14 protein-coding genes are annotated in these 14,799 nt (G+C 67.1%); 12 read left to right on the forward strand and 2 right to left on the reverse strand.

Going from position 1 to position 14,799, the window contains the following annotated elements; translation table 11 throughout:
- Positions 1–3: 3 nt before the first annotated feature.
- The gene (locus GORHZ_RS25705; RefSeq protein ID WP_006338293.1) at positions 4–1,206 is read right to left on the reverse strand and encodes an acyl-CoA dehydrogenase family protein; all 1,203 of its coding nucleotides are present in this window, start codon (positions 1,204–1,206) and stop codon (positions 4–6) included.
- A gap of 183 nt (positions 1,207–1,389) precedes the next feature.
- Between GORHZ_RS25705 and GORHZ_RS25710 the strand changes: the two genes are divergently transcribed.
- From GORHZ_RS25710 to GORHZ_RS25765, 12 genes are all read left to right on the forward strand, one after another.
- Positions 1,390–1,578, forward strand: a complete 189-nt coding sequence (locus GORHZ_RS25710; RefSeq protein ID WP_006338294.1) for a ferredoxin — start codon at positions 1,390–1,392, stop codon at positions 1,576–1,578.
- Positions 1,579–1,671: 93 nt separating this feature from the next.
- Positions 1,672–2,562 carry a 3-oxoacyl-ACP reductase gene (locus tag GORHZ_RS25715; protein ID WP_006338299.1) on the forward strand — a complete coding sequence of 297 codons (891 nt, stop codon included), beginning with the start codon at positions 1,672–1,674 and terminating at the stop codon, positions 2,560–2,562.
- A gap of 114 nt (positions 2,563–2,676) precedes the next feature.
- Positions 2,677–3,441, forward strand: coding sequence for an MlaE family ABC transporter permease (locus GORHZ_RS25720; protein WP_040533540.1), 765 nt, complete (start codon positions 2,677–2,679; stop codon positions 3,439–3,441).
- 3 nt (positions 3,442–3,444) lie between these two features.
- Complete coding sequence (locus tag GORHZ_RS25725; RefSeq protein WP_006338305.1) at positions 3,445–4,296, forward strand: MlaE family ABC transporter permease; 852 nt, start codon at positions 3,445–3,447, stop codon at positions 4,294–4,296.
- Positions 4,297–4,300: 4 nt separating this feature from the next.
- On the forward strand, positions 4,301–5,479 hold the full coding sequence (locus tag GORHZ_RS25730; RefSeq protein WP_006338306.1) for an MCE family protein: 1,179 nt from the start codon (positions 4,301–4,303) through the stop codon (positions 5,477–5,479).
- Positions 5,472–6,530: an MCE family protein gene (locus GORHZ_RS25735; protein ID WP_006338307.1), complete on the forward strand. Its 1,059-nt coding sequence runs from the start codon at positions 5,472–5,474 to the stop codon at positions 6,528–6,530. The genes GORHZ_RS25730 and GORHZ_RS25735 overlap by 8 nt, the downstream gene beginning before the upstream one ends.
- Entirely contained in the window at positions 6,527–7,762 is a 1,236-nt protein-coding gene (locus tag GORHZ_RS25740) for an MCE family protein (protein WP_006338308.1), read from the forward strand. The genes GORHZ_RS25735 and GORHZ_RS25740 overlap by 4 nt, the downstream gene beginning before the upstream one ends.
- Position 7,763: 1 nt before the next feature.
- Entirely contained in the window at positions 7,764–9,023 is a 1,260-nt protein-coding gene (locus GORHZ_RS25745; protein ID WP_040533502.1) for an MCE family protein, read from the forward strand.
- Positions 9,023–10,267 (forward strand): MlaD family protein, encoded by a 1,245-nt coding sequence (locus GORHZ_RS25750; RefSeq protein ID WP_006338313.1) that lies wholly within the window; start codon positions 9,023–9,025, stop codon positions 10,265–10,267. Before GORHZ_RS25745 ends, GORHZ_RS25750 begins: the two co-directional genes overlap by 1 nt.
- Positions 10,264–11,688: an MCE family protein gene (locus tag GORHZ_RS25755; RefSeq protein WP_006338315.1), complete on the forward strand. Its 1,425-nt coding sequence runs from the start codon at positions 10,264–10,266 to the stop codon at positions 11,686–11,688. The genes GORHZ_RS25750 and GORHZ_RS25755 overlap by 4 nt, the downstream gene beginning before the upstream one ends.
- Positions 11,652–12,560: an Rv1363c family protein gene (locus GORHZ_RS25760; RefSeq protein ID WP_006338317.1), complete on the forward strand. Its 909-nt coding sequence runs from the start codon at positions 11,652–11,654 to the stop codon at positions 12,558–12,560. The genes GORHZ_RS25755 and GORHZ_RS25760 overlap by 37 nt, the downstream gene beginning before the upstream one ends.
- On the forward strand, positions 12,548–13,204 hold the full coding sequence (locus tag GORHZ_RS25765) for a hypothetical protein (protein ID WP_006338318.1): 657 nt from the start codon (positions 12,548–12,550) through the stop codon (positions 13,202–13,204). Before GORHZ_RS25760 ends, GORHZ_RS25765 begins: the two co-directional genes overlap by 13 nt.
- 302 nt (positions 13,205–13,506) lie before the next feature.
- On the opposite strand, the gene GORHZ_RS25770 is transcribed toward GORHZ_RS25765, so the two are convergent.
- Positions 13,507–14,751 (reverse strand): HNH endonuclease signature motif containing protein, encoded by a 1,245-nt coding sequence (locus GORHZ_RS25770; protein ID WP_051999079.1) that lies wholly within the window; start codon positions 14,749–14,751, stop codon positions 13,507–13,509.
- Positions 14,752–14,799: the final 48 nt, after the last annotated feature.

A 14,799-nucleotide genomic window follows, 5' to 3' on the forward strand; every position in this document is an offset into this window, starting at 1 on the left:
CGATCATCGGCGCGCCGCGGGTAGGTGCAGGGCGAGCATGGCGATGATGTCGCGCTGGATCTCGTTGGTGCCGCCACCGAAGGTGAGGATCAGCGAGGTCCGCTGGAAACGTTCGAGCCGGCCGTTGAGATGCGCGCCCGTCGATCCCTGCCGCAGCGTGGCGGCGGGTCCGACGACCTCCATCAGCAGCCGGTATGCCTCGGTGGCGAACTCGGTGCCGAACACCTTGGTGGCCGACGCGTCGGCCGGGCTGGGTGCCTCACCCGAGCCGGCCGCGGAAGCGATCTTCCAGTTGATCAGCTTCAGGAACTCGACCTTGGCGTGCACGCGCGCCAGGTTGGTCTGCACCCACGGCGCGTCGATGACCCGTTGCCCGTCCCCGGTCTTGGTGTGCTGGGCCCAGTCGATGGTCTCGCGCAGCGCGGTCTGGATCGGCGCCGCGCTGCACAGCGCGACGCGTTCGTTGTTGAGCTGATTGGTCACCAGGGGCCAGCCGCCGCCCTCCTCGCCGACCAGGGCCGAGGTGGGCACGCGTACGTCGGAGTAGTACGTGGCGCTGGTGTCGATACCCGCCATCGTGTGGACCGGTGTGAAGCTGAAACCCTCCGCGTCGGTCGGCACGATGAGCATCGAGATGCCCTTGTGCTTCTTGCCGCCCGGCTCGAGGGTGGACGGGTCGGTGCGGCAGGCGAGCCAGATGTAGTCGGCGTAGGCGACCAGGCTGGTCCACATCTTCTGCCCGTTGACGATGTAGGAGTCGCCGTCGCGGACCGCGGTGGTGCGCAGCCCGGCCAGGTCGGTGCCGGCACCCGGCTCCGAGTAGCCGATGGAGAAGTGCAGCTGTCCGGCCGCGATCTGGGGCAGGAAGAACGCCTTCTGCTCCTCGGTGCCGTAGTGCATGATCGTCGGCGCCACCGAGTTGATGGTGAGGAACGGGACCGGGGCCCCGGCGATCGCCGCCTCGTCGGTGAAGATCAGCTGGTCCATCATCGAGCGGTTCTGCCCGCCGTACTCGGTCGGCCATCCCAGGGCGAGCCAGCCGTCGGCGCCCATCTGCGCGACCACGTCGCGGTAGGCGTCGCCCTCGCCGAGTTCGCCGTCACCACCACGCAGCGCCGCACGACGGTCGTCGGTCATCAGCGCCGCGAAGTAGTGCCGCAGCTCGTGGCGGAGGGCGGATTGTTGATCGGTGTATGCGATGTGCATCGGGTCTCCGTGTCCTGGGCGTGTACGGATCGGTGGGAATGGGAGTATGGGGAAGGACGGGGGTTTCATCGCTGCGGGCAGCCATGCCACGGCGGACGGGCGCTCGCCAACTTCTGAAACACGTTCTAACCTGTTGAACACGGCCCGTCAACCAGACCGACCGACGGGAGAAGGAGTATCGGTATGCGGATCAAGGCAGATTTCGACCTGTGCGAGTCCAACGCGGTGTGTGTCGGCATGGCCCCGGACGTATTCGACCTCGACGATGACGACTACCTGGTGATTCTCAAGGAAGAAGTGCCGGTCGAACGCGAGGAGGAGTTGCGTCAGGTGGTGGCGTCCTGCCCCAAGTCGGCGCTGTCGCTCGAGTGAGGTCCGCCGTGCCGATCTGAGCAACGTCTTTGGGTCCACGCGCGTTTCATGCTAGAACAGGTTCTAGTTTTCAATCTCGGGAGAGGACGCGACGTGGGTCGGTCGTTGGACGGGCGGATTGCGGTCGTCACCGGAGCCGGTGCGGGCCTGGGGCGGGCCGAGGCGATCGGGCTGGCCGCCGAAGGCGCGACCGTGATCGTGAACGATCTCGCCGCATCGCTGGACGCGAGCGACGTCATCGACGTCATCGCGGCCGACGGTGGGCGGGCCGTCCCGGTTCAAGGTGACATCTCGGACGCGGCCACCGCGACGCAGATCATGAGGACCGCCACCGAGGACCTCGGCGGACTCGACATCGTGATGAGCAACGCGGGTATCACGCGCGACAAGATGCTGTTCAACATGACCGACGACGAGTGGGATCTGGTCGTCCGGGTCCATTTGCGCGGGCATTTCCTGCTCAACCGCAACGCCGCGAGTCACTGGCGTGGAGCGTCCAAACAGGCGGGTGGTCCCGTCTACGGCCGGCTGATCAACACGTCGTCGGAGGCGGGTCTGCTCGGTCCGGAGGGGCAGGCCAACTATGGGGCGGCCAAGGCGGGTATCACCGCGCTGACCCTGTCGGCGGCGCGCGCGCTGCGACGCTATGGGGTGCGGGCGAACGCGATCTGTCCGCGCGCACGAACCCAGATGACGGCCGGGGTGTTCGGGGAGCCGCCGGCCGACGGGGTCGACCCGCTCTCGCCGGAACACGTGGTCCGGCTGGTCTGTTTCCTGGCGTCACCGGACGCCGATGGCATCACGGGGCAGCTGTTCGTGGTCTATGGTCCCAAGGTGATGCTGATGGCTGCGCCGACCATCGAGGAGACCTTCACCGCCGTCGGGGACGGATGGGATGCCAACGACCTGGCGAAGACCCTGACCAGCTACTTCGCCGATCGGGACGCCACCCGATCATTCTCCGCCACGGGGCTGGTCAACTGACCGGAGACAGACAGGCTGCGTGATAGGTTCGCGGTGTGCTTCGGGGGGAGCGCAGCGACGTGAGGTCGGGCGGCGGTAGCGACGGGATGCGTCCCCGGGGGGTGAGGAGTGCTGTTGTTAGACAAGCTCGCAACGCCGATGGCGGGCGTTGGGGACTTCGTCTCGCTGGGGGTCGAGTCGACCAGAGAGCTGTTCCGCCGGCCGTTTCAGTGGCGTGAGACGGTCGAACAGTCCTGGGCGATCGCCCGTGTGTCGATGGTGCCCACCCTGCTGGTCGCGATCCCGTTCACCGTCCTGGTCAGTTTCACCCTGAACATCCTGCTGCGCGAGATCGGTGCACAGGACCTCTCGGGCGCGGGGGCCGCGCTGGGCACGATCACCCAGATCGGCCCCATCGTCACGGTGCTCATCGTCGCGGGTGCCGGTGCCACCGCCATCTGCGCCGACCTCGGCGCACGCACCATCCGCGAAGAGATCGACGCCATGAAGGTGCTCGGCATCAACCCGATCCACCGGCTCGTGGTGCCCCGGATCATCGCGTCGACCGGGGTGGCGGTGCTGCTGAACAGCCTCGTCTGCACCATCGGCATCGGCGGCGGCTTCATGTTCTCGGTCTTCCTGCAGGACGTGAACCCGGGCGCGTTCATCGCCAACCTCACCCTCCTCACCGGTTTCGGCGAACTGATGATCTCGATGGTCAAGGCGGCGCTGTTCGGTCTGTTCGCCGGCATGGTGGGCTGCTATCAGGGACTCAACGTCCGGGGCGGCGCCAAGGGCGTCGGTGACGCCGTCAACGAGACCGTCGTGTACTCGTTCATGGCGCTGTTCGTCGTGAATGTGGTGGTCACCGCCGTCGGGCTCAAGGTGACGGCGGGCTGATCGATGGTTCTTCCGTTCACCACCCGGTTCCTCAACGCCCGTGTCGCCATGAAGCGTGCGGGGGAGGACTGGGACCAGATCGGTGATCAGGCCCTCTTCTACTGGGACTCCATCATCGCGATCCCGCGGGCCGTGCGGCAGTACAAGAAGGAGACGCTACGACTCATCGCGGAGATCTCCATGGGCACCGGCGCGCTGGCGCTCATCGGCGGCACCGTCGTCGTCGTCGGCTTCCTCACCCTGTTCACCGGCGGCACGATCGCCGTGCAGGGCTACAGCTCGCTGGCCAACATCGGTGTCGAGGCACTGACCGGCTTCTTCTCCGCCTTCATCAACGTCCGTATCGCGGTGCCCGTCATCTCGGGCATCGCGCTGGCCGCCACGATCGGCGCGGGCGCGACGGCGCAACTCGGCGCCATGCGGGTCAGCGAGGAGATCGACGCGCTGGAGACGATGGCGATCGCGTCGATCCCGTTCCTGGTCAGCACCCGCATCGTCGCGGGCCTGATCTCGATCATCCCGCTCTACGCGCTGGCGTCGCTGGCGTCGTTCCTCGCGAGCCGGTTCGCGACGGTGTACCTCTACGGGCAGTCTCCGGGCGTCTACGACCACTACTTCAACACCTTCCTGATCCCCTCGGACATCCTGTGGTCGTTCGTGCAGGCCATCGCCATGGCCGTCGCGGTGATGCTGATCCACACCTATTACGGCTACAACGCGTCCGGCGGCCCGGTCGGCGTCGGCGTCGCGGTCGGCAACGCGGTGCGGGCGTCGCTGGTGGTCGTCGTCGTCATCACCCTGCTCACGTCGCTGGCCATCTACGGCGCCGACGGCAAGTTCAACCTGGCGGGGTAGCGCGATGGCCAGAGGACAGGAACGCAGCAAGACGGTCCGCAGATCTGCAGCGGTGATCATGGTCACCGCGCTGGTCGCCGTGATCGCTGCGGCGGCGGGACAGTTCCTCGGCTGGTTCGCCTCGACCGAGCAGGTCACGCTGGTCGCCCCGCGCGCCGGACTGGTGATGACCACCGACGCGAAGGTGCGCCTGCGCGGGGTCGAGGTCGGACGAGTCGGATCGATCACCGAGCAGGATGGGCAGGCCGTCCTGACTTTGGACATCGCGTCGGACCAGATCTCGCAGATTCCCGGCAACGTGGGTGCCGACATCAAGTCCAACACCATCTTCGGGGCGAAGACGGTGAACTTCGTCGTCCCCACGTCGGGGCCGGAGGGCACGCTGCAGCCGGGCCAGACCATCGACGCCGACCATGTGGAGGTCGAGCTCAACACCGTCTTCCAGCAACTGGTGAACGTGCTCGCCGAACTGCAACCGGAGAAGCTCAACGCGACGGTCGGTGCCATCGATACCGCCCTCGAGGGCAACGGCGCCGAGATCGGGGCCTCCCTCGCGCAGCTCGACACGCTGCTGGGCACGACGAACAAGTACCTGCCGGCGCTGAACCGTTTGCTGCGCGAGGCGGCCACCACCACCGACATCTATGCCGATGCCATGCCGGACCTGATGCGCACCGTCGACAACTTCACCTACCTCGGCGATTCGCTCGTCGACAACGCGGCCAACCTCGACGCCCTGCTCATCGATGCCACCGGCATGGCGAACACCATCAACGGCATCCTCGAGCCGTCGAAGGCCACGTTGATCTCGACGCTGACCAACTTCGACCCGGTGTCGCAGCTGCTCGGCTATCAGGCACCCGGCATCAAATGCTTCCTGGACACGGCCGCGGTCGGGGCCCAGCTCGCGAAGCCGTACTTCGGGGGCCGCAACGGCATGCTCTTGCTGTACGCGGGTCTGCTGCCCGGCAAAGAGCCCTACCACTACCCACAGAGCCTGCCGCGGGTCGGCGCCGCGGGTCCCCCCACCTGCGCGGGCGGCCTGAGCGATCCGACGACGACGGAACATTCGAACTTCTACGTCACCGACAACGCGCCCGTGCCCTACCAGCCGCGGACGACGCCGAAGGTGAATCGGGAGAAGTTGTTCCAGTTGCTGTTCACGGAGCCGCCCCGTGGATAACCGTGCACGCGCCTTCCGCGCGACCGTCATCAAGCTCGGCGCCTTCGTGGTCGTGATGGTGCTGGTCTTCGTCGGTCTGGTCGTCGTGTTCAGCAACTACCGCCCCGGCCGGTCGGACGGCTACAGCGCCCTGTTCACCAGCGCGTCGGCGATGAAGTCGGGGAGCAAGGTGAAGATCGCCGGAGTCGAGGTGGGGCAGGTCGGTGCGGTCTCGCTGACCCGCGACAACGAGGCGAAGGTGGAGTTCTCCGTCGACCGCGCCTACCGGCTGCCGACGACGGTGCGCGCGTTGATCCGCTACGAGAACCTGACCGGCGACCGGTACCTGGAGTTGCAGCAGGGCGCCGGCGCCACCGACGAGTTCCTGCCCGCCGGCGCGCAGATCCCGATCGACCAGACCGAACCGGCGCTCGACCTCGACAAACTGCTCGGCGGGTTCAAGCCGTTGTTCCGCACGCTGAACCCCGACGAGGTGAACGAACTGTCGGCTTCGTTGGTGGCGGTGTTCCAGGGCCAGGGGCCGGCTCTGTCGAAGCTGCTCGCCGACACCGCGTCGTTCACCGGCGCGCTCGCCGACCGCGACCAGCTGATCGGTGAGGTCATCGACAACCTGAACACCACACTGGGCACCCTCGACGGTGACCGCACCGGCCTGGCCACCAGCATCGGTCAGCTGCAGCGGCTGGTCAGTGGCCTGTCCGCGCAACGCGGCACCATCGGCAACGCGCTCACCCAGACCGCGCAGGTCACCACCGGTCTGGCCGATCTGCTGCAGACGACACGACCCGACCTGCAGCAGATGATTGCCAACACGGGGCAGACCTCGGATTCGCTGCTGGCCGCCGAACCCTATCTGCGGTCCCTGCTGCCGCGGCTGCCCACCGACTACAAGATGCTGGCCGACCTCGGCAGCTACGGGGCGTGGCTGCAGATCTACTTCTGCCGCATCCGGCTGCTGGTGACCGGGCCGGGCGGCAAACAGTACTACTTCACCTCCAACGACGTCATGGGGGACACCACCAAGGCGGGCGGGAGGTGCGCCCCGCAATGACCCGATCCTTCCCGTTCAGCGGCCTGTTCTTCAGCCGGCGCAGCGAATCCGACGAGGCCGACGTCGCCCGCGAAACCAAGCGCGGCGGACGCAGCCGCGCCCAGCTCGGCGTCATCGGCGTCGTGGTGACGTCGATGGTCGTGGTCGTGGCGCTGCAGATGGACAAGCTGCCCTACCTGTCGCCGATCAGCAGCTACACCGCCTACTTCGACGACGCGGGCGGCCTGGTCAGCGGTGACATCGTCATGGTCGCCGGGATCGACGTCGGCACCGTGACGGGCATCGCGCTCGCGTCCACCGACCGCGGTACCAAGGCGGCGGTCACCTTCCGGATGCGCGACGACATCGTGATGGGCATCGACACTCGGGCGGCGATCAAGACCGAGACCGTGCTCGGCCGGCGCAACCTCACCGTCATCCCGGAGGGCATCGGCCGGATCCGGCCCGGGCAGTCGATCCCCAACGAGAACACCGTCGCGCCGTATTCGCTCACCGACGCCCTCGACGACGCGACCGGCACGCTGTCGAAGACCGACACCGCCGCGCTCAGCACCGCGCTCGACACGTTGTCGGTGACATTCTCCGAAACCCCGGACGAGGTCAGCGGAGCCGTCGACGGTGTCGCGCGGTTGTCGAAGGCGGTCGCCGACCGCGACAATGCATTGCGGGAACTCCTCGCCAAGGCCAACGGCGTCACCAAGATCCTCGGCGATCGCAACGAGCAGATCAACCGACTGCTTCTCGACGCCAACTCGCTGATGGGGGAACTGCAGTTCCGGCGTGCCGCGATCGCGGAACTGATCACCGGGACCCGGGACGTGTCCGCGCAGATCTCCGGGTTCATCGCCGACAACAACGCCCAGCTGACCCCGGTGCTGACCAAGCTCGACGGCGTGCTGAAGATCCTCACCGACAACGAACAGAGCCTGAAGGAGACCCTCAACCGGCTCGGCCCGTACGCCAACGCACTCGGCGAGGCGGTCTCCAACGGCCCGAACTTCGACTCGCTGGTGGGCGTCAGCACCTTCGGCGACTACACCGCCACCTTCTTGAAGGTGCTCCAGCGCAAGTATCCGGAGGCGTGGCGGGCCTTCCAGTACAGCGGGTTCCCGCTGCTGCCGAACGCGTGGAGCGAGGGACCACCGGCGGGCTCCAGGCCGGCGCAGCCGTCGCCGAGTCCACCGACCAATCCGACACCGCCACCGACCACGACACCGCGGGCGGGGGGCTGAGATGAGACCGAGCAGGCGATTCTGGCAGGTCACGGCTGGTGTCGTGCTGGTTGCGCTGGCCGTCGCCGCGATCTGGTTCGGCGTGCAGCGGGCCACCACCAAATCGATCACCGCCTACTTTCCGTCGACGACGGGTCTCTACCACGGCGACCCGGTGCGGGTGCTCGGCGTCGACGTCGGTCACATCGCATCGATCACGCCGCGGGAGGCCGACGTCAAGGTCGTGCTCGACGTCGACCGCTCCACGCCGATCCCCGCCGACGCGCGCGCCGTCATCGTCGCCCAGAGTCTCGTCTCCGGACGATTCATCCAGCTCACGCCTGTCTATGCCGGTGGGCCGCAGCTCGGCGACGGAGGCACCATCCCGATGGAACGCACGGCCGTGCCGATGGAATGGGACGACGTCAAAAAACAGCTCGCCGACCTCACCAAGGCGATCGGCCCTCAGGGCGCCGAACCCGGATCGGCGGCGCGCGCCATCGACGTCGCCGACGAGAACCTGGCCGGCAACGGCGCGGCCATCAACGAGTCGATCACCGAACTCTCCGACGTGATGGGCACCCTGTCGGCGGGGCGGGGTGACCTGTTCGCGACGATCCGCAACCTGCAGAAGCTCACGGACGCGCTGTCGACCAGTCACGAGCAGCTCGTCCAGTTCAACGGGCGCCTCGCGTCGGTCGGCGACGTTCTCGCCGACAACACCGACGCCCTCGACGGCGCGCTGCACAACCTGGACTCGGCGATGAGCGACATCCAGACGTTCATCGACCAGAATCAGAACGCGCTGACGACATCGGTGCGCAGCCTCGCCGACACCACGGCGATCCTCGCCGAGAAGGACGCACAGGTGCGGGGTCTGCTGCACTCGGCGCCCAACCAGCTCGCGAACTTCTACAACATCTACAACCCGCTCACCGGGTCGCTGTCGGGGGTGTTCGGCCTCGGCATGGGCAACAATCTGATCACCCTGCTCTGCGGGACGATGGACGCCAACAACCGGCCGGGGCAGAGCCAGGCCGACGTGGAGCACTGCGTCGACGTACTGGCACCGATGCTGTCGACGATCGCTGTCGCGTACCCGCCGTTCATGTCCAACCCGGTCAACGGCATCAACGCCACACCCGACCAGATCACCTACCAGAATGCGAGCGTGGAAGCGCGGGCGAAGGCCGGCATCCGTGCGCAGGACGCGCAGACCCGCCGCGACAACGGCGGCGGCGCGCTCGGCGACCTGCTGGTGCCGTGGGGAGGTGAGGGCTGATGCGTCATCTCCGGATCCTGCTGACGATGCTCGTCGTCGTGGCCGCCGCCGCGGCCTGCAGCCTGCCGGGTATCAACAGCCTGCCGGTGCCGGGCGCGGAGGGCACCGACACAGGGTCGTATCAGATCAGCGCGGTGATCCCGTCCGCGGCCGGGCTCGTCCCGAACGCGCCGGTGATGATGAACGACGTGACCGTCGGCAGCGTCGGGCGGATCAGTGTGCAGGACTGGAATGCGGAGGTGCCGATCCGGCTGAACGCGGGCACCAAGGTCCCCAAGGGTTCCCACGTGATGGTGGGGATGACCAGCGTGCTCGGTTCGTCGCACCTGGCGATCATCGAACCGGCGACCTCCGACGGCTACCTGGCGCCCGGTGATCAGATCCCGCTGCCGGACTGCCCCGAGTCGCCGAATCTGCCGGCACCGACGATGGGTCCGGCGATCGCCGACATCACGTCGGCCCAGCAGGTTCCCGCGTGTGCCTACCCGACCACCGAACAGGTGCTCAGCGCGTTGTCGGTGGTCCTCAACGGCGGCGGGCTGTCGCAGTTCGGGGACATCGTGCACGAGATGAGCGCGATCTTCGACGGGCACCAGCAATCCCTGCGGGATCTGATCGAGAAGCTCAACGTCCTCGTCGCCGACCTCGACGGCCAGACGGCGAACATCATCGCGGCGATGGACGGGCTCGACCGGCTGACCACGACGATCAACGAACAGACCCCCACCGTCGAGAAGGCGCTCGCCGATGCACCGAAGATCCTCGGGCTGCTCAACGATCAGCGCCAACAGTTCGTCACCGCGCTGAACTCGCTGGCCAGGTTGTCGGAGACCACCAACGACGTCCTCGACGTCAACAGCCGCGACATCGAGACGATCGTGGCGAACCTGAATCCGGTGCTCGCCCAACTCGCGGAGGCGGGACCCGCGCTGCCGGCGTCGTTGAAGATCCTGTTGACCTTCCCGTTCCTCGAGGAGTCGATCCCCACCATCGTCAAGGGTGACTACGTCAACTCCGATCTGCTGTTGGACCTGACCTTCGAGAAACTCAACGACAGCATCTTCCGCTCGGTCGGCGTGGTCGGCCCGGAGGGAGTGACGGGCAGCCCGGCGGGTGCGGCCAAGCAGGGCATGAACCCGTTCACCGCGCCGCTGCAGCCCGGTGGTGAGCGCCGTCCCGACAGCATCGACCCGGTCCCGGCCACCGAGGTGCTGCCCGGCGGCGTCCAGGAGGGCGGCCGATGAAGATCACCCGCTTCGTCCGCATCCAGCTGATCATCTTCTCGATCGTCACCGTCATCGCGATGGTCGCGATGGGTGTCTTCTACATCAAGATCCCGGCGATGTTCGGGATCGGCCGCTACCAGGTGCACCTCGACCTGCCGAGCACCGGCGGGCTCTACCAGAACGCGAACGTCAGCTACCGGGGCGTCAACGTCGGCAAGGTGACGTCGGTCTACCTCACCTCCGACGGTGTGCGCGCCGAACTGTCGATCGAGGACTCCGCGAAGATCCCCGCGTCGTCGGACGCGGCGGTACGCAGCGTATCCGCGGTCGGTGAACAGTACGTCGAGTTCACGCCGCGGCCCGACGGCCCGAGCGGCTACCTGCACGACGGTTCGACAGTGACCAGCGACGACGTGCCGGTGGAGATCGCCTCGATGCTCGACCAGGCCGACCAACTGCTCGCCAAGGTCGGCGACACCAAGCTGCGCGCGGTGATCGACGAGGCGTTCATCGCGTTCAACGGCACCGGCGAGGATCTGCGTCGCCTGATCGACTCGATGATCCTGCTCGTCGACGACGCCGACAAGAACTCCGCGGTGACCATCGACCTCGTCCGCCAAGCCGGTCCGCTGCTGGCGACGCAGTCGGCCACCGCCGACGAGATCCGCGCCTGGACCGCCGACGTGACGAAGGTGACCGACCAACTGCGCGCCGACAATCCGGAGATCACCGACATCCTGCAGAAGGGGCCGTCGACCGCCACCCAATCCGAGCAGCTGTTCGCGTCGATGAACGACACGCTGCCGATGCTCATCTCCAATCTGGGTGTGTCGTCGAAGACGCTCGCGGTCTACCTGCCGAATCTGCAGCAGGTGCTCGTCATCTATCCGCGGCTGATCGACGCGTTGTTGACGGCCCTGAACGCGGGGGATCCACGCTATGGGCCCAGCGTCGAGTTCTCGCTGGGCTTCCAGGATCCGCCGCCGTGCACCGTCGGGTTCCTGCCGCGGTCGGACTGGCGGTTCCCGTCGGCCCAGACGCCGCGCGATCTGCCGCCGGGGTTGCTGTGCCGGGTCCCGCAGAACGCACAGGTCGCGGTGCGCGGTGCCCGCAACTATCCGTGCGTGGAGTACCCGGGTCGTCGGGCTCCGACCCCGGAGGAGTGCCGCACCGGTTACCAGCCGCTGCCCGAGACCAACGATGCGTTCCCCAACGGGCTTCCGGGCGTGAAGCTGCCCAACGAGCCCGCCGGATACGTAACCCCGGGCACCCCGTCCGACCACGAGCCCGGGCCCGCCGTCTACGCGACCACGTACGATCCGAGGTCGGGAGACTTCATCGGACCGGATGGCAAGACGTACAACGCCGGTACCGGGCAGGATTCGCAAGGACACGACAGCACATGGCAGAGCTTGATAACCCGGACCGTGGACGGATGAGCGGGCCGCCGATTCGCTCGGCTCCGTTGCGCCGTTCGTCGCGGCGCGCGGCGAAGGGCGACGACGACGTGCCGACCGTCGACGTCGAGCAGGCACCAGCCGACGCCTCGGCCGAGGCTGTTCACGTCGGCGAGGAGATCGCGGGGGAATCGTCGGCTGCGGATGCGGATGCGGCGGAGACCGCCGAGGGGGCGGAGACGGCCGAGGGGGCAGAGACGGCCGAGACGGCCCACGAGCCGTCTGGGGGTACGTCCACCGTGGTGCCTGAACCCGAGGACGTCGAACGCGATCTGGGTTACCGGGAGCGCAGGCGTCGTCGGGGGGTGGTGGAATCAGCCGGCGACGAGGCGGGCGGTCGCGTCCGCTATCGCGGGTCGCGTCCCGGTTCGGCCAAAATGATTGTGGGCGTGGGTGTCTTGTCGATCGTCATCGTCGCGTGTCTCGTCGCGTCGGTCTTGTTCGCTCTCGGGATCGGCCGGCTCGACGACAAGCGGGATCTGCGTGCGGAGTACTCCACGTTCGCGCGGCAGATGGTGGTGGACCTGACCAGCCTCAGCCCCGACAACGTCGACGAGGCGATGAAGACGATGGAGGACAAGACAAGTGGTCGCGCCCACCAGCAGATGCAGGCCTCTATGCAGCAGGCCATCAGCCTGGTGCGTGACCAGAACATCGAGACGAAGTCCACCGTCATCTCCGACGCCGTGACAGAGGCGACGCCGGACGAGGGCACCGTCATCCTGGTCTATGGATGGCAGATGCAACCGGAGAAACCCGGCGAGCAGACGATCGTGCAGACCTTCCGGTGGCGCGTCCAGATCACCCGGATCAACGGGGATCTGAAGATGACGAACTTCGAGTGGGTGACGTGATGGCGTTGAGCGGGCGGCGGCTGGTGGTCGTGGTGCTCGTCGTCGTCGCGTTCGCGTCGGCGTGCGCGGCCGGGTTTCTCGGCTATCGCTACGTCGAGGCGCGCGGCATCGAGGACGCCCGCGACTCGTCGCTGGCGGCCGCCCGGGAATATGCCACCACCATGTTCGGCTACAACCCGTCCAACGTGGAAGAGCATGTGGCGCAGTCGAAACAGGTGTTGACCGGTGATGCCAAGCCGACCTACGAGGACCTCGTCACCAAGAACAACCTGGTCGCCGAGGTTCGCAAACAGCAGGTCGTGTCGGATGTGACGATCCAGGACGCCGGGGTGGTCACCAACACCGAGGACACCTCGACGGTGCTGATCTTCATGAATCAGTCGGTCACGCGCGGCGGCAAGGATCTGGTGCGTGTCGACCCCAGTCGGCTCACCTTCGCGATGGTGCAACGTGACGGCCGGTGGCTCATCGAGGGAATCGACGTGATCACCGACGACTCCTTCCGCAGCCGGGTCGAGCAGACGGAGAGTGCACCGCCCGGCGCGGTGCCCCTGCCGGCGCAGCCGTCTGCGTCGCCGGTGCCGTCGGCGTCGTCGGAGCCGAGTGCGCCCGCTTCGTCGACGCCCGGCGATTCCGGCCCCTGATCCGACGAATTCAGCGGCGAATTGCCGAGGGGCCCAGAAGAAATCCGGTCTCCGAGCGGGAGTCTTCGGACGGTGTTCTCTGTCCGCCGTGCCGACGAAACGGTCCCGGGTGTGCCCGCTGGATCCCGCTCCGGCGGGCACACCGGGTTTCACACTATGGAGTTTTCAAGGTACATGCGTCCCGGGAGTTCCGGGGTGGTCTGGTCGGGTCAACTGGTCGGGTCAGGTCGTGCTGCTGGTCGGTTCTTCTCGGTGTGCTCGGGGTCAGGCTTTGGGGCAGGCCTGCGGGTCCGGCCTGCGGGTCAGGCGGCGACGTCGTCGAGTTTCATGGTGCGCCTGTTGTAGGCCGGTATCGGGGTGCGGTTCGGGTCCTGTTCCACCGGTGGCAGCAGCCAGGGGTGCCGGTCGGCGCCCATCACGATGTCCCAGCCGGAGGCGTGGACCTGGGCGTGACACGACGTGCAGAGTAGGCAGCCGTTGTTCAGGTCAGTGGGCCCCCCGTCAGCCCAATGGGTGATGTGGTGGCACTGTGTATATCCTGCTGCCGCACCGCATTTGACGCAGCAGTGGTCGCGGATGATCAACGCTCTGCGCTGATGGTGGGTGAACAGGCGTTGCGGGTGTCCCATGTCCAACGGCACCTTTTCCCCGTCGACGATGACCGCGCTCACGGTGCCATCACAGGACAGGGTTTTCGCCAGGGTCTGCGAGATCGGCCCCAGCCACTGCAGGGACGCGGCATCGGGGGTGTCGACGGGCACCGTCAGGTTCAGATGGGTTTTCGGGACGGCCACCAGGTCCGCGACCCCCGAACTGTTGGCGTGGCCGGCGGCATCCAGGATCATCTCCAACGCGTCGGCCCGGCGCTGCCCGGCGCTGCGGGCGTCTTCGGATCCGTCGGGTTCGGGTCGTTTACCGGCGAGGGATTCGATGGCCGACACCAGTTTCTCCCCGATCACGATGTCCAGGTTCGCGTGTACCTCCAACCGGCCGTCGTCGGTGGGTTTGGAAGTCCACTCGTTGATGGTGCGGTCTTCACCGGCCGGTACACCGCCCTGCTCGTCGGCGATCTGATTGCCGAGCTTGCGGGCGGTGTCGAGCACCTCGCGCGGGGTGGCCCCAGAGAATGCTTGGGCAAGCAACGCCAACTGGTGTTCGATCCGTGACACCTCGCTCAACGGTTCGGGCGATCTCTTCTCGATGTGCCCCATCCCGCGGACAAGGGCGTCGATGTGTTCTCCGGAGAAGACCCCGTCCCCGCTGTAGGCGGCGATCCGTTCCAGGGTGGTCAGGGCGGCGGCGATGCGCAGCCACCGGTCCGCCACTGTGGGTGCGGCACCCATCTCGATCAGCAACGCTCGGGTCTTGCCGCCGGTCTGACGCGCCACTCCCAACCGGTCCAGCGCACCGGCGTGGACGGCGAGTTGGTGGTCGACCACGTTGCGCAGACCCATCAGGATCTTGGTCGTGTCGTAGACCTCGCGGCCGGTGGCGTCCGAGGTGATGGTGAGGTCTCGCAGGGCGGGGAGCAGGGTGTCGAGTGGCATGCCCCAAGAGTAGTCGAACAGGTGTTCGAACACAACCCTTTTTGGGGG

The organism is Gordonia rhizosphera NBRC 16068, from assembly GCF_000298195.1.
Lineage (GTDB): Bacteria > Actinomycetota > Actinomycetes > Mycobacteriales > Mycobacteriaceae > Gordonia > Gordonia rhizosphera.